This is a genomic window from Rhizobium sp. WYCCWR 11152, assembly GCF_013087615.1.
GTDB classification, from domain to species: Bacteria; Pseudomonadota; Alphaproteobacteria; order Rhizobiales; family Rhizobiaceae; genus Rhizobium; species Rhizobium indicum.
On record NZ_JABFCP010000002.1, the window covers coordinates 201,781 to 222,978 of the forward strand.

20 protein-coding genes are annotated in these 21,198 nt (G+C 61.3%); 12 read left to right on the forward strand and 8 right to left on the reverse strand.

Annotated elements, in window-relative coordinates; translation table 11 throughout:
- Positions 1–189: 189 nt before the first annotated feature.
- The 5 genes from G9X67_RS01260 to G9X67_RS01280 all read right to left on the reverse strand — a co-directional run bounded on the left by G9X67_RS01260 (position 190) and on the right by G9X67_RS01280 (position 5,260).
- The gene (locus tag G9X67_RS01260) at positions 190–1,224 is read right to left on the reverse strand and encodes an L-idonate 5-dehydrogenase (RefSeq protein WP_171597819.1); all 1,035 of its coding nucleotides are present in this window, start codon (positions 1,222–1,224) and stop codon (positions 190–192) included.
- A 9-nt stretch (positions 1,225–1,233) separates the two neighbouring features.
- Complete coding sequence (locus G9X67_RS01265; RefSeq protein ID WP_171597820.1) at positions 1,234–2,640, reverse strand: TRAP transporter large permease; 1,407 nt, start codon at positions 2,638–2,640, stop codon at positions 1,234–1,236.
- Positions 2,641–2,644: 4 nt separating this feature from the next.
- A complete protein-coding gene (locus G9X67_RS01270) occupies positions 2,645–3,217 on the reverse strand; it encodes a TRAP transporter small permease (RefSeq protein ID WP_072641116.1) in 573 nt (190 codons plus the stop codon).
- 286 nt (positions 3,218–3,503) lie between these two features.
- Positions 3,504–4,478 (reverse strand): sialic acid TRAP transporter substrate-binding protein SiaP, encoded by a 975-nt coding sequence (locus tag G9X67_RS01275; RefSeq protein ID WP_171597821.1) that lies wholly within the window; start codon positions 4,476–4,478, stop codon positions 3,504–3,506.
- A gap of 23 nt (positions 4,479–4,501) precedes the next feature.
- Positions 4,502–5,260 (reverse strand): FadR/GntR family transcriptional regulator, encoded by a 759-nt coding sequence (locus G9X67_RS01280; RefSeq protein ID WP_138390436.1) that lies wholly within the window; start codon positions 5,258–5,260, stop codon positions 4,502–4,504.
- 565 nt (positions 5,261–5,825) lie between these two features.
- Here G9X67_RS01280 and G9X67_RS34690 point away from each other — a divergent pair.
- Positions 5,826–6,077: a hypothetical protein gene (locus G9X67_RS34690; protein ID WP_348649092.1), complete on the forward strand. Its 252-nt coding sequence runs from the start codon at positions 5,826–5,828 to the stop codon at positions 6,075–6,077.
- 223 nt (positions 6,078–6,300) lie between these two features.
- Here G9X67_RS34690 and G9X67_RS01290 read toward each other — a convergent pair whose 3' ends face one another.
- The 3 genes from G9X67_RS01290 to G9X67_RS01300 form a co-directional block, all read right to left on the reverse strand.
- Positions 6,301–6,828 carry a sigma-70 family RNA polymerase sigma factor gene (locus G9X67_RS01290; protein WP_138330811.1) on the reverse strand — a complete coding sequence of 176 codons (528 nt, stop codon included), beginning with the start codon at positions 6,826–6,828 and terminating at the stop codon, positions 6,301–6,303.
- Positions 6,829–7,296: 468 nt separating this feature from the next.
- A complete protein-coding gene (locus tag G9X67_RS01295; protein ID WP_138330810.1) occupies positions 7,297–7,617 on the reverse strand; it encodes a hypothetical protein in 321 nt (106 codons plus the stop codon).
- 201 nt (positions 7,618–7,818) lie between these two features.
- Positions 7,819–8,523 carry a transcriptional regulator NanR gene (locus tag G9X67_RS01300; RefSeq protein ID WP_171597969.1) on the reverse strand — a complete coding sequence of 235 codons (705 nt, stop codon included), beginning with the start codon at positions 8,521–8,523 and terminating at the stop codon, positions 7,819–7,821.
- Positions 8,524–8,698: 175 nt separating this feature from the next.
- Between G9X67_RS01300 and oiaX the strand changes: the two genes are divergently transcribed.
- From oiaX to dhaL, 11 genes are all read left to right on the forward strand, one after another.
- Positions 8,699–9,955 (forward strand): 3-oxo-isoapionate-4-phosphate decarboxylase OiaX, encoded by a 1,257-nt coding sequence (gene oiaX, locus G9X67_RS01305; RefSeq protein ID WP_171597823.1) that lies wholly within the window; start codon positions 8,699–8,701, stop codon positions 9,953–9,955.
- 5 nt (positions 9,956–9,960) lie between these two features.
- Positions 9,961–11,298, forward strand: coding sequence for a four-carbon acid sugar kinase family protein (locus G9X67_RS01310; protein WP_171597970.1), 1,338 nt, complete (start codon positions 9,961–9,963; stop codon positions 11,296–11,298).
- A gap of 120 nt (positions 11,299–11,418) precedes the next feature.
- Positions 11,419–12,246 carry a phosphogluconate dehydrogenase C-terminal domain-containing protein gene (locus G9X67_RS01315; RefSeq protein WP_171597824.1) on the forward strand — a complete coding sequence of 276 codons (828 nt, stop codon included), beginning with the start codon at positions 11,419–11,421 and terminating at the stop codon, positions 12,244–12,246.
- 75 nt (positions 12,247–12,321) lie between these two features.
- Entirely contained in the window at positions 12,322–13,263 is a 942-nt protein-coding gene (locus tag G9X67_RS01320; RefSeq protein ID WP_171597825.1) for a D-ribose ABC transporter substrate-binding protein, read from the forward strand.
- Positions 13,264–13,336: 73 nt separating this feature from the next.
- Complete coding sequence (locus G9X67_RS01325) at positions 13,337–13,981, forward strand: DUF2291 domain-containing protein (RefSeq protein WP_171597826.1); 645 nt, start codon at positions 13,337–13,339, stop codon at positions 13,979–13,981.
- Complete coding sequence (locus G9X67_RS01330) at positions 13,978–15,528, forward strand: sugar ABC transporter ATP-binding protein (RefSeq protein ID WP_171597827.1); 1,551 nt, start codon at positions 13,978–13,980, stop codon at positions 15,526–15,528. Before G9X67_RS01325 ends, G9X67_RS01330 begins: the two co-directional genes overlap by 4 nt.
- Positions 15,525–16,589 (forward strand): ABC transporter permease, encoded by a 1,065-nt coding sequence (locus G9X67_RS01335; protein ID WP_138330804.1) that lies wholly within the window; start codon positions 15,525–15,527, stop codon positions 16,587–16,589. The genes G9X67_RS01330 and G9X67_RS01335 overlap by 4 nt, the downstream gene beginning before the upstream one ends.
- A gap of 1 nt (position 16,590) precedes the next feature.
- Positions 16,591–17,625, forward strand: a complete 1,035-nt coding sequence (locus tag G9X67_RS01340; protein ID WP_138330803.1) for a Gfo/Idh/MocA family oxidoreductase — start codon at positions 16,591–16,593, stop codon at positions 17,623–17,625.
- Positions 17,622–19,484, forward strand: coding sequence for a hypothetical protein (locus G9X67_RS01345; protein WP_171597828.1), 1,863 nt, complete (start codon positions 17,622–17,624; stop codon positions 19,482–19,484). Before G9X67_RS01340 ends, G9X67_RS01345 begins: the two co-directional genes overlap by 4 nt.
- Positions 19,485–19,539: 55 nt before the next feature.
- Positions 19,540–20,544 (forward strand): dihydroxyacetone kinase subunit DhaK, encoded by a 1,005-nt coding sequence (locus tag G9X67_RS01350; RefSeq protein WP_171597829.1) that lies wholly within the window; start codon positions 19,540–19,542, stop codon positions 20,542–20,544.
- 3 nt (positions 20,545–20,547) lie between these two features.
- Positions 20,548–21,192 carry a dihydroxyacetone kinase subunit DhaL gene (dhaL, locus tag G9X67_RS01355; RefSeq protein ID WP_138390429.1) on the forward strand — a complete coding sequence of 215 codons (645 nt, stop codon included), beginning with the start codon at positions 20,548–20,550 and terminating at the stop codon, positions 21,190–21,192.
- The last annotated feature ends 6 nt before the right edge of the window (positions 21,193–21,198 follow it).

Consider the following 21,198-nt stretch of genomic DNA (forward strand, 5'->3'; position numbering starts at 1 on the left):
GATAGACGTCAAGATTTTCTCTTGAGACTCCGGAATCGAATCCGTTCGCCCAGTCAGCGAGAAAGAAGGTTCGGGTCAGGAAAAGTTGCCGCCTTCACGGCGCAGCGAATGCTGCGTCGGCAAGTCGACCGGAGACCTCCGATCACTCATCGGGCCACCGGGCAACAGGTATGAGTTCGGCGACGCGCTCTAAAAGGTCAGTTGCACCTTACAGGCGGCCGCGCGGTCGCCGGCGAGAGTGAAGGCTGCGGCGGCTTGTTCGAGCGGCAGGCTGTGGCTGATGATCGGCCGCACATCGATCTTGCGGCTGGAGATCAGCTCGACGGCAGTACCGAACTCCTCGTGGAAGCGCTGCGTTCCGTGGAGTTGAAGCTCCTTGCCGACGATGGCGTTGAGAGGGATCGGGACGTCTCCCGTGACACCGACCTGCACGATCGTTCCGCGCGGCCTGATGGCGGCAATCGCGCCGCGGATGGCCGGAGCGGCGGCCGAGCATTCGAAGACGAGATCGAAATAGCCCTTTCCCGCCTCGTATTCCGCAAACGCCTGGGCATTTTTTGAAACATTGACCGTGCGGCTGGCGCCCATCGCTCTGGCCCTGTCCAGCGCCGCATCAGCGAGATCGGTTACCACGATCTCGCTTGCGCCATGATAGGAGGCGACGGCAACCATCAGGGCGCCGATCGGGCCGGCTCCGGTGACCAGCACGCGTTTGCCTGTGATATCTCCAGCGCGCGATGCCGCGTGCAGGCAGACGGAGAGCGGTTCGCTGCAGGCCGCTTCTGCCGCCGTTGTCGCAGCTCCGACCGCGAAGCACTGCTTGGCCGGCACCACCATCCATTCCCGGAACATGCCCTGCTCATGCGGCAGGCGCATCGCACTGCCCATGAAGCGCATGTCCAGGCAGTGGATCGGCATGTTTTTCTGACAATATTCGCAATGCCCGCAGGGTTGGCTGGGATTGACCGCCACCAGCGTCCCGGCCTTCAGATCGACCCCCTCGCCCGCTTGGCTCACAGTTCCTGATGCCTCGTGGCCTGGTATGATCGGCTCGCGAACCCGGACCGGCCCGAAGCCGCCGTCCTGATAATAATGCAGGTCGGAGCCGCAGATGCCTGCGGCCGCCATTTTGAGAAGCACCTCGCCGGGACCAGGGGCCGCAACCGCGGCGGTCTCGATCCTGAGGTCGCCCTTTTGGTAAAGCCGTGCCACACGTGTCCGCATCTTCCGCTCCTATCTCAGCAGTCCAAGCTGCTGCGGCAGCCACAGCGATATGGCGGGCACGAAGGTGATCAGGATCAGCGCCAGGAAGAGCGGCACCAGCCAGGGCAGGATCGCCATGGTCGTGCGTTCGACGGAGAGTTTCGCGACCCTCGACAGCACGAAAAGCACCATCCCGAGCGGTGGGTGCAGCAGGCCGATCATCAGGTTCAGCGTCATGATGAGACCGAACTGGACCGGATCGATCCCGAACTTCAGGACGATCGGCAGAAGGATCGGCACGAGGATGGTGATGGCCGCGATCGTATCCAGGAAGCAGCCGACGAACAGCATCAGCAGGTTCACGAGGATCAGGAAAACCCATTTGTTGTCGGTGATCGACAGGATCGCACCGGACAAGAGTTGGGCCGCCTGGCTCACCGTCAGCAGCCATGCGAAGACCGATGCCGCGGTGACGATGAAGAGAACCGATGCCGTCGTCTCGATCGTATCGAAACTTGCCTTGGCGAGCGTCGAGGGCGTCATCGTGCGGTAGCGCACCAGACCGAGGAAGAGAGACCAGAGGACGGCTGCGACGGCCGCCTCCGTCGGCGTGAACCAGCCCATGGTCATGCCGCCGATCAGGATGACGGGCGTCATCAGCGCCATGACGGCGGAGAAGCGGAAATACCAGTCAAGGGCGAGAAGCAGGGCAAGGGCAATGCCCGCCGCAACATTCATCGATACGCCCGCCTGCATCAGCAGATAGATGGCCAGCGGCACCGCCAGGACGACGACGATTTCCATCCCCGCCGATAGGAGCTCTCTGACATTAAACGGCGCATCCGAGCCCCACCGCTTCTTATAAGCAAAGGCGGCGACCGTGACCATCATCAACAGCGTCATGACGATGCCGGGCAGGATGCCCGCCATGAAAAGAGCGCCGATCGAGACGTTCGCCATCATACCGTAGATCACGAAAGGCAGTGACGGCGGGAAGATCGGGCCAAGCGTTGCCGAGGCCGCCGTCACGCCGACCGCGGCCTCGACCGGATAGCCGTGATCCTTCATCGCCTTGATCTCGATCGTGCCGATGCCGGCCGCATCGGCGAGCGCGGTGCCGGACATGCCGGAGAAGATCACCGAACCGATGATGTTGACTTGCGCAAGACCGCCCTTCATCCAGCCGACGAGAGCGACGGCAAAGGAATAGATGCGGCCGGTGACGCCGGCCGAGTTCATCAGGTTGCCCGCGAGGATGAAGAAGGGCACGGCGAGCAGCGGGAAGCTTTCGACGCCGGCGATCATGCGCTGGGCGACGATGATGTCCGGCGCGACGCCATAAAGGACGATGTAGAGCACGGATGCGACCGCCATCGAAATGGCGACGGGCACCCCGATCAGCATCAGCACCAGAAACGAACCAAGAAGCAGCAGCATCTGATCAACCCTCGATGGTCTGGAATTCTTCGGGGCGCTCCAGAACGGAGTAGCCGCGGCGCATGTTGGCGATGAAGACGATAACCGCTCGGATCAGCATCAGCACGAAGGCGACGAGAACGCTGTAGAAGACGATGTTGCGCGGCAGGTCGATGGTGACCATCTGCTCGTCCGCTACGATGTCGACGTAACGCCACATCAGATGGCAGCCATAAGCGAAAAAGCCGATGCGGACGATATCGACGAAAGTGGCGAGCACGCGCGCGAGGCCTGCAGGCATATAGTGATAGAACACATCCACCTGGATATGCCGCGAGGTGCGCACGCACATGACGGAACCGAGAAAGACGACACCGATCAGGCAGTTGATCGCAATCTCCTCGGTCCACGCGTAGCTGTCGTTCAGCACATAGCGCGTGAAGAACTGCAGGAAGACGCAACCCGCCATCAGCCAGAAAACGATCAGCGTGATCCAGTCTTCGATGGCATAATCCGAGACGTTTGCGGTCGGCGCGTGCCCTTCGAACTCGTGACCGATTTCTTCGGCCGTGATTTGCGTATGAATTTCTTGCGACATGATCGGCCTTGTTCCAGTTGGGGAAGGAGGAGCGCGCTTGGCGGCGCGCCCTTCAGTTGTCGACAAACATCGTCCTTTGCTCGGCGGCACCTGCCCCTCATCCGGCTACCGCCACCCTTGCCTGGGTCGAGCCACGTGTCTCGACCCGTCCTTCGGACCCCCGTAAACGGGGCGAAGGGGATATGCCGCGACCTCTCCGTTCCTCGCCAACCTCTCGCGGGGCACGTCCCCTCTCCCCGCGGCCGGGGAGAGGGTTAGGGTGAGGGGCAACCGAAGTTGCCAGAGTTTACTGGATCGCGCGGATTGCTTCCCAATCGGCCTTCTCGTAGCCGAAGTCCTCGAACTTGACCTTTTCCATCACGGTCTTTTCGAAATCGGCCTTGTCGACCTCGGCGACGTTCAGGCCCTTTTCCTTGAAGGTCGCAATAAGACCGTTTTCCTTGCCGGCGATCGTCTTGCTCGTGCGCTCGGCGGCCTCCTGCATGACCTCGCCGAAGATCTTCTTGTCCTCGTCGGAAAGGCTCGCCCACCGCGTCTTCGAGACCACCGTGTTGAGGTGATCGACGATGTGGCCGGTGAGGATGATGTTCTTCTGGACTTCGTAGAACTTCTTCGCCTCGATTGTCGTCAGCGGGTTTTCCTGTGCCTCGACCGTGCCGTTCTGCAAAGCGAGATAGACTTCGGCAAAGGCGATCGGCGTCGTGTTGGCGCCGCATGCGCGCGGCATGGCGAGATAGGCCGGAACGTCAGGCACGCGGATCTTCAAGCCCTGCATATCGGCGCATTTGGCGATCGGCTTGTTTGATGTCGTGTGGCGCGTGCCGTAATAGCTGACGGCGGCGATGTGGTTGCCGGTCTTGTCTTCATAGCCTTTGGCAAGGCGCTTGAAGACATCGCTCTTGGTATAGGCGATCAGGTGATCGGGACCGCGGAAGATATAGGGGAAGTAAGTCACGCCGATCGGCTTGTAGTCGCGGGCCGCAAAGCTCGATCCCGAGATGATAACATCGACGGTCCCGAGCTTGAGGCCCTGGTTGATGTCGGCTTCCTTGCCGAGCTGCGATGCCGGATAGACCTCGATCTTGTAGCGCCCGTCGGTGCGTTTGTTGATCTCTTCTGCGGCCCAGACGGAATCCGTGTGGAAGGGCTCGGACGTTTCATAGACATGCGCCCATTTCAGCACTGTCTGGGCCTGCGCGATTGCGCTACTCGCCATGATCACGGCTGCGGTGCAAAGTATCGTTGCCAGTCTGCTTTTCATTGCTCTCTCCTCCCGAGCTTGGGTTAAGTCTTGGTACTTCCTTTCGCCGGACGCTTGTTGCGTCCGCGCTCCTCTTCCCCCGAAAACTCCTCCCCGAAGCTCTCGGAAAACCTCTTCTGCGACATGGTCAGATGGGCGCGCATCGCAGCCTTGGCGCCAGCCGCATCGCCGGCGGCGATCGCGTCGCGAATGGCGCGATGCTCGTCCAGGGCGCTGCGCCATGTTGTCGGCCCTTCGAAGTGGCTGGCGAGCCTTGCGAAATAAGGGGTCATGCGCATGTCGAACATCTCGCCCGTTACACGGATCAATGTTGCATTGCCGACGATGGCGGCAATGCCGGTGTGGAAGGCGCGATCGGCATCGAGCACTGCGATTGCATCGTTGACCACGCCACCCATGCGCGTCAGAGCTTCATCGAGCAGGGCGATATCGTCCGGCTTGGCGCGGCCGGCAGCTTCTTCGGCGATGGCGCATTCGATGAGGGCCCGCGCCTGCAGCAGTTCGAAAGGCCCCTCCACCGGCTCGCGCTCGGCCCCAGTGACGGTCGCAGCATGCTGGCGCACCACATAGATGCCGGATCCCATGCGGATGTTGATGAGGCCTTCGACCTCCAGGACGATCAACGCCTCGCGGACGGTCGGGCGTGAAACCGACAGTTGCTCCGCCAGGTCGCGCTCGGCCGGCAGCCGCTGGCCGACGGCAAGCTCGCCGCTGGCGATCATCAGGCGAATCTGATCCGCAACCTGCCGATAAAGACGGCGTGATTCAACAGGCGAAAACATCGTGGGCCTCCCGGCGGCTTCTCCTCAAGCCGCACAGCTGGTCAACTGGCCTGACCAATTAGTACCTGAATAGCATTGCTTGAGTTGTGCGTCAATCCGCCGCACAAACGCAAGACACGAGTATCTATGAAGGCGTCCGCCCTCTCTACCCGGAGGGTGGCGGGCGTTTGTGAGTTCGCTGGGAACCTTCGTTGTCATTCGGGGTTCGGTGGCCGACATCTGGAGTAGAGCCGATGAATTACCTCTGGCTTTTTGCAGTAGCGGGCGGAGCAGTTCTCCTGGGAATTGCTCTTGGCTTTGGAATGATCAAACAGGATGGACAGCGGTCGGCCGCGGCCATCGCAGGTGCTTTCGTGGTTGCGCTCGGCGCCCTCGGACTCGGCCTCTATGTCGCCAGTGCACCCACGGCCCCTCTTCGAGCGTCCGACAGAGAAGGGTCGCAGAACAGGCTTCCGGCGGCTGCGACGACCGAAAAGGATTTGCCTGGAAAGTAACCGAGAAGCAAACCGCCGTGAGCGTGCTGTGCATTGAGGGCACAGACGCCGTCCTCGGCAGGAGGTGCACTGTGACATATTTTGTGGCTGTCGCGGAGCGGGCGTTTGCCTCCGCTCTCGAGGCGATGACGGATGAAGAGCTCTTCGCAATGATGGCTAATCTGGAAATCCGCGGTGAAGCCTGGGTTAAGCCTTCGCCTCATGACGAAGACTTCGCAAAAATCGTCCTTACCGAAAGCGCCATAGAAAGACGTTTCCCGGGACAGATGTTTAAGCCGTACAAGGAGTGGCAAATCCGCCGAACACGTCGAAATTGCGCCTGAAACGCATCGGGCCGGGAGCCCCATTGTTTGGCTGGCCGGCCCCGTGCGCGGGCGACTGAGCCCAGCAATCGCCTCGCATACAACGAAGTTGGTAGGCATCAGCCGTGACGGCTCTGGGGGACGCGTGGTGCGGATTCACCAAGCCTGAGGTGCCCACTTCAAAGGATGTGCAAAGCCTCGGTGACGCTGGCTCGCCGAGCGAATCGCCTGGCAGCAAGCGTGGTCAGTCGAGGAGTTGGTTTCCCAGCATCAACAGCAAGGACTCGCGGGCGCGACTCACGCGGCTTTTCAATGTGCCGATCCGGCACCCGCACATCCTGGCGGCGTCCACGTAACTCGTTCCGGTAGCCACCAGTGTTAGGGCGCGGCGCCTGTCGTCGGGAAGAAGCGTTAGTGCCTGTTGCAACTCCCGCTCCCGCAGCGCCCACTCCTGGGTTGGCGCGATCGACACCTGGTCCATCGCCACGCCCATTCCAGCTGGTTCCCGTCTTTGCTTGCGATAATTGGTGCAGAACGTGTTTCGAAGGATGGTGAAAAGCCAGGATTTGAGCGAGGTGCCTGGGTGGTAGAGATGGAGCGAGTTCAATGCCTTCATCAGTGTTTCTTGCACGAGATCATCGATATCGTCGTCGCTGCGCAGGAACCTTCTGGCAAAGGCGCGTAATGCCGGCGTCAATTCAACGATCTCTAACTCGATTGCGGAAGTTTTTTTGCTGTGAGAAGCAGAGTGTACTGTAGATAAAGACGTCATTTTCCTCTCCTCTTGGATGAAAAGGAAAGTTCTGGACGTCCTAATCGTTGCCGTACGATACCGGACCAATACAATTGCCACCGTTTGCGTGGAACTCAGCCGATCTCACGAAATAATGGCTTTCGGTCGCCGTCGAAGGCCGGCTGGTTTTCTTCCAGCGCGGGCGGGCACTATGGATCGCCCGCTATGGCAGTTGATCGCGTGAGCAAAGCAGCACGACACTTCCGTAGCTGCAGGCAACACTCGCCGAAGAAGAGGCAACCGACAGGGAAACTCACGCAGCGCGCACAGTCGTCCGCAAATGCCAGGAAGAGGCGGCCTAAAACCCATCATGCCGGCACCGCCTCGGCGGCCGTGCTTCCTTTAGTTCCCCACGCAAAAACCCCGCCGGATGAACTGACCCCGTAAAGTTGGACATCCAAGCTCGGGGTCAGTTCACGGAGCGGGTTTTTTTCGTGAAGCGGCCGATCAATTATTATGCGCAGCGCAGGCCTCATCCATCGGGGTCGCGTTGCTCGTGCCGCCTTGTGTCTGGAGCTTGGCGGAATTGTTGACCGGGTTGGGGCACTTGGTCTTATCCGTTTTCATCGTGCCGCCGGTCGTGGAATTCGTCGTGGTGGAATCCGTTGCCATCGGCTTCTTGGCCTTCATGTCGCTGGTGGCGCCGCCACCCTGATCGGCCTGGTTTTTGTCGATTGTGGCACCGGCCGGCGCCGGATTGGACTGGGCGAAAGCAGACGTGGCCATGCCGATAGCGAAAAGAGAAGCTGCTACGAGTTTCATATGCATTTTGATATCCTCCTTGGGATCTTTGCGTGGTTCGCCTAGCCACAACCTCACCGTCACATCATTGTTCCGCAGTCGCTGTTTACAAATATGCCATAGGCTCGTGAGCAGCCGGCACGCCGAGTCAAGGCGTGAGGCAGGATCAGGAGATGGGTGATAATGGCCAGGTGTGCCGGCCAGCGGCGAACACTGTGCTCGCGAAGATTACTTCGCGTAAAGCGCTCGCGACCGCTCGAGATGCTTGAGGAGTGCCGTTTCCGAGCCATCGACGTCGTTTGCGGCCAGACGGTCGACGATTTCGTCGTGTTCGGCGAGCGTGAATTTTTCCTTGCCGGTCCAGATCAGCATCTCAGTATGATATTCCTTCAGCCAGGCAAGCATCGCTTCGCTGACGGCGACGTAGATCGGGTTGCCTGATATCTGCGCGATGCGGGTGTGAAACTCCATGTCCGCGTCGATGAACTCTTCGGCCCGCCCAAGCGACATTCGCTGGCGTTCGATGACGTTCCTGAGATCGGCAATATCATTTGCCGAGGCCCGCTGCGCGGCTTCCCGTGCCATGCCCCGCTCGAAGAAGATGCGCGCGCTCTTGAGGTATTCCAACGAGTCCGGCGATTGCGACAGCATGATCTTGGCAGTGAGATTGACCTGGCGGAATATCGACTTTGCCGTCAGCCTGAGGACCTTCGCCCGCTCGCCATGTGAAATGCTGACCAGACCTTTGTTGGCAAGGGATTGCATGGCCTCCCTAATCGCCGGCCGGCCGACGCCGAAGCGTTCCATCAGCACCCGCTCGGAGGGCATTTCGTCGCCGGGCTGAAGCTCGCCGGAGGTAATCATTCGTTCAAGTCGATCAAACACTTCGTCAGAGAGTTTCCGGCGGACGATTTGTTCGAGGGGCTGGGTCATCACATCTCGCTGGCTCAAATGTTTCCTCCTAACAGTTTCCGGGTCGAGAACAAAGCTGTCGGCGAAAATTTGCGGATCCGAAGATTCTACTTTTCATGAGTTGGAATACTCATTATACCAGATCACAAGTTGACGCCATGGTAATCTGCGTGGCGAGAGGAGCACCGTCCGTTTCATGATAATTACCCTGACCTACCGTATCGAAACGCCCGGCAGCGTCGAGGCGATGGCGGAAAAGATCGCGAGCGACCAGTCGACCGGTACCTTCGTACCCGTTCCCGGTGAAACCGAAGAGCTGAAATCACGTGTCGCCGCCCGCGTCCTGGCGATCCGTCCGCTCGAAGATGCGCGTCATCCGACCTGGCCCGAGATCGCCCCCGGCACGTTGCTTCATCGCGCCGATGTCGACATCGCCTTTCCGCTGGATGCGATCGGCACCGACCTCTCGGCATTGATGACCATTGCGATCGGCGGCGTCTACTCCATCAAGGGCATGACCGGTATCCGCATCGTCGACATGACGCTGCCCGAAGCCTTCAAAAGCGCGCATCCCGGACCGCAGTTCGGCATTCCTGGAAGCCGGCGCCTCACCGGCGTCGAAGGCCGGCCCATCATCGGAACGATCGTCAAGCCGGCGCTTGGTCTCAGACCGCACGAGACGGCGGAACTCGTCGGCGAGCTGATCTCATCTGGCGTCGACTTCATCAAGGATGACGAAAAACTGATGAGCCCGGCCTATTCGCCGCTCAAGGACCGCGTTGCGGCGATCATGCCGCGCATTCTCGATCACGAGCAGAAGACCGGCAGGAAGGTCATGTATGCCTTCGGCATCTCGCATGCCGACCCCGACGAGATGATGCGCAACCACGACATCGTCGCCAAGGCCGGCGGCAACTGCGCCGTCGTCAACATCAACTCGATCGGCTTCGGCGGCATGAGCTTTCTGCGCAAGCGCTCCAATCTGGTGCTGCACGCGCATCGAAACGGTTGGGACGTGCTGACGCGCGACCCCGGCGCCGGCATGGATTTCAAGGTCTACCAGCAATTCTGGCGGCTGCTCGGGGTCGATCAGTTTCAGATCAACGGTATCAGGGTCAAATATTGGGAGCCGGACGACAGCTTCGTCTCATCCTTCAAGGCCGTCAGCACGCCGCTGTTTAATGCCTCCGATTGCCCGCTTCCGGTTGCCGGTTCGGGCCAGTGGGGAGGACAGGCCCCCGAGACCTATCAACGGACCGGCCGCACCGTCGATCTTCTCTATCTCTGCGGCGGCGGCATCGTCAGCCACCCCGGCGGCCCGGCGGCCGGCGTTCGGGCCGTGCAGCAGGCCTGGCAGGCCGCGGTCGCGGACATCCCGTTGGAGACCTATGCGAAAGATCATCCGGAGCTCGCCGCCTCGATTGCAAAATTCAGCGACGGCAAGGGCGCGTGAGCACGATGGATGGACCTCTCGTCAGCTATTACGGGGATGACTTCACCGGTTCCACCGATGTCATGGAGGCGCTGGCCTCGAACGGTGTGTCGACCGTGCTCTTCCTCGACGTTCCGACGCCGGAACTGTTCGCGCGCTTCAGGGATTGCCGGGCAATCGGCATTGCCGGAACAAGCCGCAGCGAGACGCCCGCCTGGATGCAAGAGCACCTTGCGCGCGCTTTCGAATGGCTGAAGTCGCTCGGCGCCGACATCTGCCACTACAAGGTCTGTTCGACTTTCGATTCCAGCCCCGAGATCGGCAATATCGGCAAGGCGATCGAAATCGGCCGCTCGGTATTCGGGCAATCCGTCGTGCCCGTCATCGTCGGCGCGCCGCAACTGAAGCGCTATACGGCATTCGGCAACCTCTTTGCCGCTTACCAGGGCCGGATCTTTCGCATCGACCGCCATCCCGTCATGAGCCGCCATCCGGTGACCCCGATGGACGAGGCGGACCTTGCGGTGCATCTGTCGAAGCAGACCCGCCTTCCCGTCATGCTCGCCGATCTTGTCGCCATCACCGCGCCGGATGCCGATGCGCGGATCGACGAACTGGCGTCGCCTTCGGAAGGGATCCTGCTCATCGATGTCGACTCCGAGGCGACGCAGGAGGCCGCGGGTCGGCAGTTGCTTCGTGCCACCGGCCGTTCCGGAAGCTTCGTCGCCGGCTCCTCGGGTGTCGAATATGCCCTGCTCAGCGCGTGGCGGCGGAGCGGTTTCATCGGCGCGAACAGCGCCGAGTTTCCCGATATCGGCCCGGTTGATCGCCTCGCCGTCGTCTCGGGCAGCGTATCGCCAACGACCGAGCGCCAGATCCGGACGGCTGTCGACAACGGCTTCGAGAGTATCGCGCTCGATCCGCTTGCACTGGTCTCGGAGCACGGCGAAGGCGCGATGGATGCAGCGGTAGAGGCCGGCATCCAGATGCTCCGGCAAGGCAAGAGCGTCATCCTCTATACCGCGCTTGGACCGTCCGCAGACCGCGGCGCCGACATCGACAGGCTTCCGGGTGCGCGTCACCGGCTCGGCAGCGCGCTCGGCACGATCTTGCGCCGCCTGATCGAGAGCGAAGCACTTTCACGTGCGGTCGTCGCCGGCGGCGACACATCCAGTCACGCACTGAGACAGTTGAAGATCGACGCGCTGACGACGCTTCTTCCGCTGCCCCAGACGCCGGGTTCTCCGCTTTGCCTTGCGCATGGCGACTATCAGCCGACCAACGGCCTGCAGATCGCGCTCAAAGGCGGTCAGGTCGGGACGGACGGCTATTTCACGCAGATCCGCGACGGAAGGAAACACTGATGGTTTCCCCGATCCGGCTCGGCGCAGAAAAACGTGTGGATCATACGAATTAAGTGATATGGTGATTGACTCATCATACCAGTATGTGGTCCTATCCAGAAACGGAAAAGGTGAGGAAACATGACTAAGATTGCCCTCTTCGGCGCAGGCGGGAAAATGGGATACCGGCTCGCCAAAAATCTCAAAGGCTCGCGTTTCCAAGTGCGCCATGTCGAGGTGAGCGACGCAGGCAAGGCCCGTTTGAAGAATGATCTCGGTCTCGATTGCGTACCCGTCGATGTCGGGCTCGACGGCGCCGACGTGGTGATACTGGCCGTGCCGGACACGGCGATCGGCAAGGTCGCGGCAGGCATCGTCGACAAGCTCGCATCGGGCACCATGGTGATCGCGCTGGACGCTGCGGCTCCCTTTGCCGGCCACCTGCCGAAGCGTGATGATCTTACCTACTTCGTCACCCATCCCTGCCATCCGCCGATCTTCAACGACGAGACGGATATGCAGGCGAAAAAGGACCACTTCGGCGGCCTCTTCGCCAAGCAGCATATCGTTTCGGCGCTGATGCAGGGTCCCGAAAGCGCATACGCGCTCGGCGAGGAAATCGCCAAGCTGATCTGGGCCCCGGTCATGCGCTCGCACCGGGTCACGGTCGACCAGCTTGCCATGCTCGAACCAGGCTTGTCGGAAACCGTCTGCGCATCGCTGCTCGTCGTCATGCGACAGGCCATGGACGAATGCGTGGCACGCGGCGTACCGGAACAGGCCGCCCGCGACTTCCTGCTCGGCCATATGAACGTACTCGGCGCGGTCATCTTCAAGGAAGTCGACGGCGTGTTCTCGGATGCCTGCAACAAGGCGATCGAGTTCGGCATCCCGGCGCTGATGCGCGACGACTGGAAAAAGGTATTCGAACCGCAGGAGATCGCCGAAAGCATCCGGCGCATCACCTGAACCGGCTTGGGGAGGCAAGCCCTCCCCTCAACCGCCCCAGGGAGAAGGGGCTTCATTCACAACAGGGAGGAAAAAATGAAACTGACGCGCAGACTGACACTTGCAGCTTTTGCCGGCGCACTGGCGCTCGGAACGGCTCTTCCGGCCTTTTCGGCCGATCTCATCGCCATCATCACGCCGGCGCACGACAATCCCTTCTTCAAGGCCGAAGCCGTCGGCGCTGAAGCCAAGGCCAAGGAGCTCGGCTACGAGACGCTGCTCATGACGCATGATGACGACGCCAACAAGCAGTCCGAAATGATCGACACGGCGATCGGGCGCGGCGCCAAGGCGATCATCCTCGACAATGCCGGAGCTGACGCCTCCGTCGCGGCCGTCAAAAAGGCGAAGGATGCAGGCATCCCCTCCTTCCTGATCGACCGCGAAATCAACGCGACGGGCGTTGCCGTCGCCCAGATCGTCTCGAACAATTATCAGGGCGCCCAGCTCGGGGCGCAGGAATTCGTCAAGCTGATGGGAGAGAAGGGCAATTACGTCGAGCTGGTGGGCAAGGAGTCCGACACCAATGCCGGCATCCGCTCGCAAGGCTATCACGACGTCATCGACGACTATCCGGACCTGAAGTCCGTCGCCAAGCAGTCAGCCAACTGGAGCCAGACGGAAGCCTATTCGAAGATGGAAACCATCCTCCAGGCAAATCCCGACATCAAGGGCGTCATTTCAGGCAACGACACCATGGCCATGGGCGCCATCGCAGCGCTGCAGGCGGCCGGCCGCAAGGACGTGATCGTCGTCGGCTTCGACGGCTCCAACGATGTGCGCGACTCCATCAAGGCGGGAGGCATCAAGGCGACGGTTCTGCAGCCCGCCTATGCCCAGGCTCAGCTCGCGGTGGAACAGGCGGATGCCTACATCAAGAACAAGACGACGCCAAAGGAAGAGAAGCAGTTGATGGATTGCGTTCTCATCAATGCCGGCAATGCCGGCAAGCTCGAAACCTTCGCCCTGACGAACTGATCAGCCGCGAATTGCGGAGGGCGCAGCGCTGCGCCCTCCGCAATGCATTTCGCAAGACGTCGAGGTTTAAAGCATGTTGAGAATGAAGGGCGCCCTCATCGCTGCCGTCGTGGCGGCCGCCTTGCCCGGTTGCAAGATCATCAAGACGCCGACGGCTGAGGAAAAGGCGGCGGCAGCGGCCAAGACCGCCTTCGACCCGAATGCAAAGGTCGAGGCGATCTGGCAGTCCGAGGCAGTGCCCTATTTCGAAAAGCGCGCCGGCGACCTCAAGGACGTCATGCAACTGGCAGCCTCCAGCCCCGACGCCGCAGGCGAGAAATACGGTAATCCCCGCAAGCAGAGCAGCTCGCCATGGACCTATGCGGTGAAGATCACCGGCAAGGTTGTCGCGGCCGATACAGGCTCGCGCGCGGCAACGCTCGATGTCGACGCCGATGGCGACGGCGAGGCCGACGCCAAGGTCCAGATCGGCCCGGCGCTGCGCGGCACGGCGCTGCGCGACACGTTGGAGTTCGTCAATTTCAACGAATTCAAGAACCAGATCGAATGGGCGCAGTTCGGCAAAGCCTTCAACGAGAAGGCCAATACCACCTTTCTCTCCGCCATCCCGCGTGAGGGCCTCGCCGGCAAGACGGTGACCGCGATCGGCGCTTTTCCGCTGCCGAAAAGCGGCGAGCTGCCGCTCGTCACGCCCTCGGAACTGAAGGTCGGCCCATGACCACGGGAGAGGCACAAAAGGACGACATCATCCTGCGCCTCGACGAGGTGTCGAAGGTCTATTCTGGCATCGTCGCCGTCAAGCGCGCCAATCTCGAGCTTCGCCGCGGCGCAGTGAACGTGCTTGTCGGCGAAAACGGTGCAGGCAAGTCGACGCTGATGAAGATCATCGCCGGTGTCGAACGTCCAACGCTCGGCCGCATCATTCTGGACGGCAAGCCCATATCCTTCGACAGCCCGGCGCACGCGCAGGCGCACGGCATCGGCATGATCTTCCAGGAACTCAATCTCTTCGCCAACATGTCGGTCGCTGAGAATATCTTCACCACGCGTGAGATCACACGCGGCATCCTCGGCATCGATCACAAGGCACAAGTGCAAAAGGCCAATGCGTTTTTGAAGCGTCTCGATGCCGGCATCGAGGCCGGCACGATGGTCGAGGATTTGCCGATCGGCCAGCAGCAGCTCGTCGAGATCGCCAAGGCGATGTCGTTGAATGCCCGGATCCTAATCATGGACGAGCCGACGTCGGCGCTTTCGGCAGCCGAAGTCGAGATCCTGTTCAAGGTGATCGCGGAACTGAAGGCCCAGGGTGTGGCAATCGTCTATATCTCGCACCGGCTCGAAGAGCTGATGCGGATCGGCGATTACATCACGGTGCTGCGTGACGGCCAGGTCACCGGCGAGGCGATGGTCCGCGACATCGACACGCGCTGGATCGTGCGCTCCATGATCGGCTCGGATGCCAAGGATTTTGCAAAATCCGTGGACCACGCCGTCGGAGCCGAGGTCTTTCGCGCCGAAAACATCAGTCTGCCGCGGCCGACGGGTGGGCTTTCTGTCAACGATGTCTCGCTGTCGGTCAGGGCAGGTGAAATCCTCGGCATCTACGGCCTGATGGGGGCCGGGCGCAGCGAATTCTTCGAATGCGTGATCGGGCGGCACACACACTCGACCGGCAAGATCTTCATCGACGGCAAGCATGTTCGCGCCCGCGACACCACGCGGCGCATCCGCCGTGGCCTTGCGCTCATTCCGGAAGATCGGCAGCGGGAAGGTCTGGTCCAGGTGCTCTCGATCGCCTCCAACCTGACGCTGGCGAGTCTTGGCCGCTTCACCCGGCTCTTCCATATCGACAGGGGTGCGGAGAAGAGTGCCATTCGCGATGCAATCCGCGATCTTTCGATCAAGGCGCCGAACCCGGATTTCGAGGTGACCTCGATGTCGGGCGGCAACCAGCAGAAGGTCGTCATCGGTAAGGCGTTGATGACCAAGCCGAAGGTGCTTCTGATGGACGAGCCGAGCCGTGGCATCGATGTCGGTGCCAAGGCCGACGTCTTTCGCACCATGCGGCGGCTGGCGGCAAACGGGCTCGCCATTCTGTTTTCGACTTCCGACCTCGAAGAGGTCATGGCGCTTTCCGATCGCATCGCGGTCTTGAGCAACGGCCAGCTGATCGCCGTCTTCGACCGCAACGAGGCCACGGAAGAAGCCATTATCGCGGCTTCGGCCAAGGGACACGGACATCAAGGGAAACTCGCGTCATGATGGCGGCTACATCAACCACTCTTGCGCCGAAGGGCGCCAACGGCTCGGCGCTTCTGACGCTGATGAAGCTCAGGACGTTCATCGCGCTATTCGCGGTCATCATCTTCTTTGCGATCTTCGCCCCGAACTTCACCTCGACGGCGAACATGATCCTGATGTCGAAGCATGTGGCGCTGAACGCCTTCCTGGCGATGGGCATGACCTTCGTCATCATCACCGGCGGCATCGATCTCTCGGTCGGATCGATCGTCGGGCTTTGCGGCATGGTCGCCGGCGGCCTGATCCTTTACGGCATCGAATTGCCGATCGGCTACACGATCTTTTTTAATCTCTTCGAGATCGTGCTGATCACCTTGTCGATCGGCTTGCTTATCGGTCTGATCAACGGCCTGCTGATCACCAAGCTCAACGTCGCGCCCTTCATTGCCACACTCGGCACGCTCTATATCGCCCGCGGCCTCGCTTTGCTGTCGTCGGACGGCCAGACGTTTCCGAACCTTGTCGGCCGGCCTGAATATGCCACGACCGGCTTCGATTTCTTCGGCGCGGGGCGCATCCTCGGTCTGCCGGTATCGATCTGGATTCTGATCGTGCTTGCGCTGCTGGCCGCCTATGTCGCCCGCTCGACGCCGATCGGCCGTCACATCTTCGCCGTCGGCGGCAATGAGCGGGCCGCGCGCATGTCCGGTATCCGGGTCGATGTCGTGAAGATCTTCGTCTACATGTTCTCCGGACTTTGCGCCGCCATCGTCGGCGTCATCATCTCCTCCGAACTGATGGCAGCCCATCCGGCGACCGGTGAAAGTTTCGAACTCAATGCGATTGCCGCAGCCGTGCTTGGCGGCACCTCGATGTCGGGCGGTCGCGGCACGATCGGCGGCACGATCATCGGCGCCTTCGTCATCGGCATCCTCTCCGACGGATTGGTGATGATGGGCGTTTCCTCCTTCTGGCAGATGGTCATCAAGGGCCTCGTCATCATCATTGCTGTCGTCGTCGACCAGGCCCAGCGCCGCCTGCAGCAGCGCGTTACCCTCATGCAGATGGCAAAGGCAGGTTGAGATGACGGAATTGAAAGGGGCTTTGATCGGTTGCGGTTTCTTTGCGGTCAACCAGATGCACGCCTGGAATGACGTTCGGGGTGCCCGCGTCGTCGCGATCTGCGACCGCGACCCGGAACGGCTGAAGATCGTCGGCGATCAGTTCGGCATCGATCGCCGCTATAGCGATGCCGAGGCGTTGTTCGCCGATGGCGGTTTTGATTTCGTCGATATTGCCACGACTGTCCAAAGCCACCGCACCCTCGTCGAAATGGCGGCTCGGAACAAGGTGCCGGCCATCAGCCAGAAGCCGTTCGCCAAGACCTTGTCGGACGCGAAGGCGATGGTCGAGGCGTGTCGCAATGCCGGCATACCGCTGATGGTGCACGAGAACTTTCGCTGGCAGACGCCGATCCAGGCGGTGCGGAAGGCGCTCGAGGAGGATGGCATCGGCACGCCCTTCTGGGGGCGCTTCTCCTTCCGTTCGGCCTACGACGTATTTTCCGGCCAGCCCTATCTGGCCGAGGGCGAGCGGTTCATCATTGAAGACCTCGGCATCCATACGCTCGACATCGCCCGCTATATCCTAGGCGACGTTCGCTCGCTCACGGCCCGCACCAAGCGGGTCAATCCCGGAATCAAGGGCGAGGATGTCGCGACCATTCTGCTCGATCATGAAAACGGCGCCACATCGGTCGTCGACGTCAGCTACGCCACCAGGCTTTCCAGGGAGCCATTCCCCGAGACCTTGATCGAGCTCGACGGTTCTGAGGGCACGATCCGTCTGACCCAGGGTTACCGCCTGGAAATCACCAACGCCAGGGGCACCATCACCACTGACGTATCGCCGAAGCTGCTGTCATGGGCCTCGCGGCCCTGGCACAATATCCAGGAGAGCGTCTACGCGATCCAGCAGCATTGGGTTGATAAGTTGGAGCGCGGCGCGGAGCACTCGACATCAGGGGCCGACAATCTGAAGACTTTCGCGCTCGTCGAGGCCGCTTATGACAGTGCGGTCAGGGGACAGACGATCGATGTCGGAGCGATGCTGCGATGACGGTCGATGCGTTCCAGCTCTACGGCACTCGCCTCGTCGAAACGCCGCCGGTTCGGCTGAGAGCCGGAAAACTGGAAGCCGATCTCACCAATGGCAACCTCCGCACCATCCGCTACGATGGGACCGAGGTGCTGCGAGCGATTTCATACCTCGTTCGCGACCGGGACTGGGGCACCTACAGCCCTGAAATTGTTGATCTCCGGATCGAGCAGAGTGACGATCGTTTCGCGGTCGCCTATCGGGCCCGCTGCGAAGGACCGGATGATACGAGGCTTGCCATTGACGTTCGCATCACCGGAAGCGCGGACCGGCTCGACTTCGAGGCCGAAGCCATCACGGAGACCGGCTTCGAGACCAATCGCTGCGGCTTCTGCATCCTGCATCCGATTGTCGGCGTGGCGGGCTCGCCGGCAACGGTCGAGCATGTCGACGGCCGGATAGTGGCAACGCAGTTTCCCGATGTCATCGAGCCCTGGCAGCCTTTCAAGGACATGCGCGCCATCACCCACGCGGTCATGCCTGACGTTCAGGCGGAATGCCGGATGGAGGGCGACACTTTTGAAATGGAAGATCAGAGGAACTGGTCGGACGCATCCTACAAGACCTATGTCAGACCGCTCGCCCTTCCCTGGCCTTACCAGATTCCTGCCAATCGGCCGCTCCGGCAGAAAACATCGCTGATCATCAAGGATATCGGGGGTGCCGCACGGCATTCTCCAACTGGCGTGTCGAGCGGCGCCATAAAACTCGAGCTCGGCGCGCGCACCGGCACCGTGCCTGATATCGGCGTGATCATTACGCCCGAGGAGGCCGATGCGACCCTCTCGGCAAAGTCCGTCCTGACGGAGATCGCTCCCCAGGAAATCCTCTTCCATTTCGACCCCGGCGCCGGGCATGGCGTCGACGCGTTCAGGCGGTTTGCTGCGATCGCCACAGTCCATCGCGGCCGCTCGACGCTGGAGATCGCCCTTCCCTGCAAATCGGTCCCGGCGAGCGAGACCCCCGAGATTGCCCGTCAGATGCAGCTCGCGGAATTCAGGCCGGATGCCATCATGATCTCGCCATCCGTCGACCGGCAGTCGACGCCGCCCGGCAGCACATGGCCGGATTGCCCACCCTTGGATGAAGTCTATACAGCTGCCCGCGCCGCCTTTCCCGGCATTCGCATCGGCGGTGGCATGCTGAGCTACTTCACCGAACTCAACCGGAAGCGCGTCCCCGATGGACAGCTCGACTTCGTCAGCCACTGCACCAACCCGATCGTGCATGCTGCCGACGATCTCAGCATCATGCAGACATTAGAAGCGCTGCCCTTCATCACGCGGTCGGTGCGTGCGATCTACGGCGACAAACCCTACCGGATCGGCCCGTCGACCATCCCGATGCGGCAGAACCCCTATGGCAGCCGCACGATGGACAATCCTGTGAGCGCACGCATCCCGATGGCCAATCGTGACCCGCGCCATAATGGACGCTTCGGACAGGCCTTCGCGTTCGGATATGCAATACGAGTGCTGGATGCCGATCTGGAATGCCTGACGTTATCAGCCTTGACCGGTCCGTTCGGCCTGATCGCTGGTCCGGGGGAACCGATCGAACCGGGGGGGCGTCGTCCGCTGTTCGATACCGTGCGGACACTGTGTCAATTGGCTGGTGCAACCTGGCGGGAATGCGTCTCCTCCTCTCCCTCCGAGGTCCTGTCTTTCGTTGCAAGGGATACTACAGGCGCCAGGCTTTACGTCGTCAATCTGACGAGCGAAGAACGAAAGGTCGATTGCGGCGCATGCGGGCCGGCAGATGCGGGCAAAGAGTTGCTGCTCGCGCCGTTTGCGACCGCAGCATTGCCGCTGGCGGATTGACGTCCCACGCGCCAGCCGCATCTATGCAATCGGAGTTCGTTCCGTGGAGGATTGCATGAAGACGAAGAAGCTTATCAATGCCGGCGCAGATGCCGTCGATGAGATGCTGCAAGGGGTGTTGGCGGCGCATCCGCGCCACCTGTACGCCGTGGAGGACATGCCCCGCGCGATCATTGCCAGAAACGGGCCGCGCAGGGGCAAGGTCGGGCTGGTCATCGGCGGTGGATCCGGGCACGAACCGACATTTCTGGGGTTTGTCGGCAAAGGCCTCGCAGACGCGGCCGCGATCGGCAACGTCTTCGCCTCGCCGCCGCCCGATCCGATCGTCGCCTGCGCCATGGCGGTCGACGGCGGCGCCGGTGTCCTGTTCATGTATGGCAATTATGCCGGCGACGTGATGAACTTCGACATGGCTGCCGAGATGCTTGCGCTTGACGAGATCGAGGTACGCACGGTGCTCACCACGGATGACGTGGCGTCTGCCCCTGCCGATCAGAGGGACAAGCGACGAGGCGTGGCGGGCAACGTCTTCATCTTCAAGGCTGCCGGCGCGGCCTGCGATCTTCTCTATTCCTTTGACGATGTCGAGCGTGTCGCCCGCCATGCCAATGCGCGAACCTATACGATGGGTGTCGCGCTTTCGCCCTGTTCGCTGCCCCAGACCCTCCGACCAAACTTCCTGATCGGCGAAGGCGAGATGGAGATCGGAATGGGTATCCATGGGGAGCCTGGCGTGGCGCGCGAGCCGCTGAGGCCGGCCGACGCGGTGACCGACGAACTCATGGACAGCATTCTTCGCGAAATGAAAGCAGACCGGGGCGATCGTGTCGCTGTGCTCGTCAATTCGCTGGGTTCGACGCCGATGATGGAACTCTACATCATGATGCGGCGCGTGAAGTCCCGGCTCGACGATGCCGGGCTCGTCATCCATACATCGCTTGTCGGAAACTACTGCACCTCTCTCGAAATGGCAGGCGCGTCGATCACGATCATGCATCTCGACGACGAACTTCAGCGATTGATCGACCACCCCTGTGATTGCGCGATGTTTGCGAGGTAATCGATGACGTTTACCACCGAAGACCTGCAGCGTTTGTTTGCCGGGATTGCCGAGGATATCGCGGCGGAACGAGATCATCTTTGCGAGCTGGACGGTGCCATCGGCGATGGAGATCACGGCCTTGCCATGGATGCAGGCTGCCAGGCCGCGGCGAAAGCGGTCGGCGAACTTGACGCCGGAATTGCCCCAACAACCGCATTCAACGTCGCGGCTAAGGCATTCCTGAATGCGGTCGGCGCTTCGTCCGGCCCGCTCTACGCCACGGCCTTCATGCGCGCCGGAGCAGCCGCCAAAGACAAGCAGACATTGAGCGATGACGACTTCCTCAGCGTCTTTGCGGCAATGGCGCAGGGAATCCAGGAACGCGGAAAGGCCGAACCCGGTGAAAAGACGATGGTTGACGCCTGGAAACCCGCGGCTGACGCAGCTCTCGATGCCCGTCAGTCGGGAAAGCCCCTCCCCCAATGCTTCGAGACGGCCGAGCGGGCAGCGCGCGCGGGCTGCGAAGCGACCAGCAGCATGACGGCGGCCAAGGGACGGGCTTCGCGATTGGGGGACCGTGTGATCGGGCACATCGATCCCGGCGCCGCCTCGGCCGTCATCATCATCGCCGCGATGGCCAAATTTGCCCAACATCACGATGGTTAGCTCATC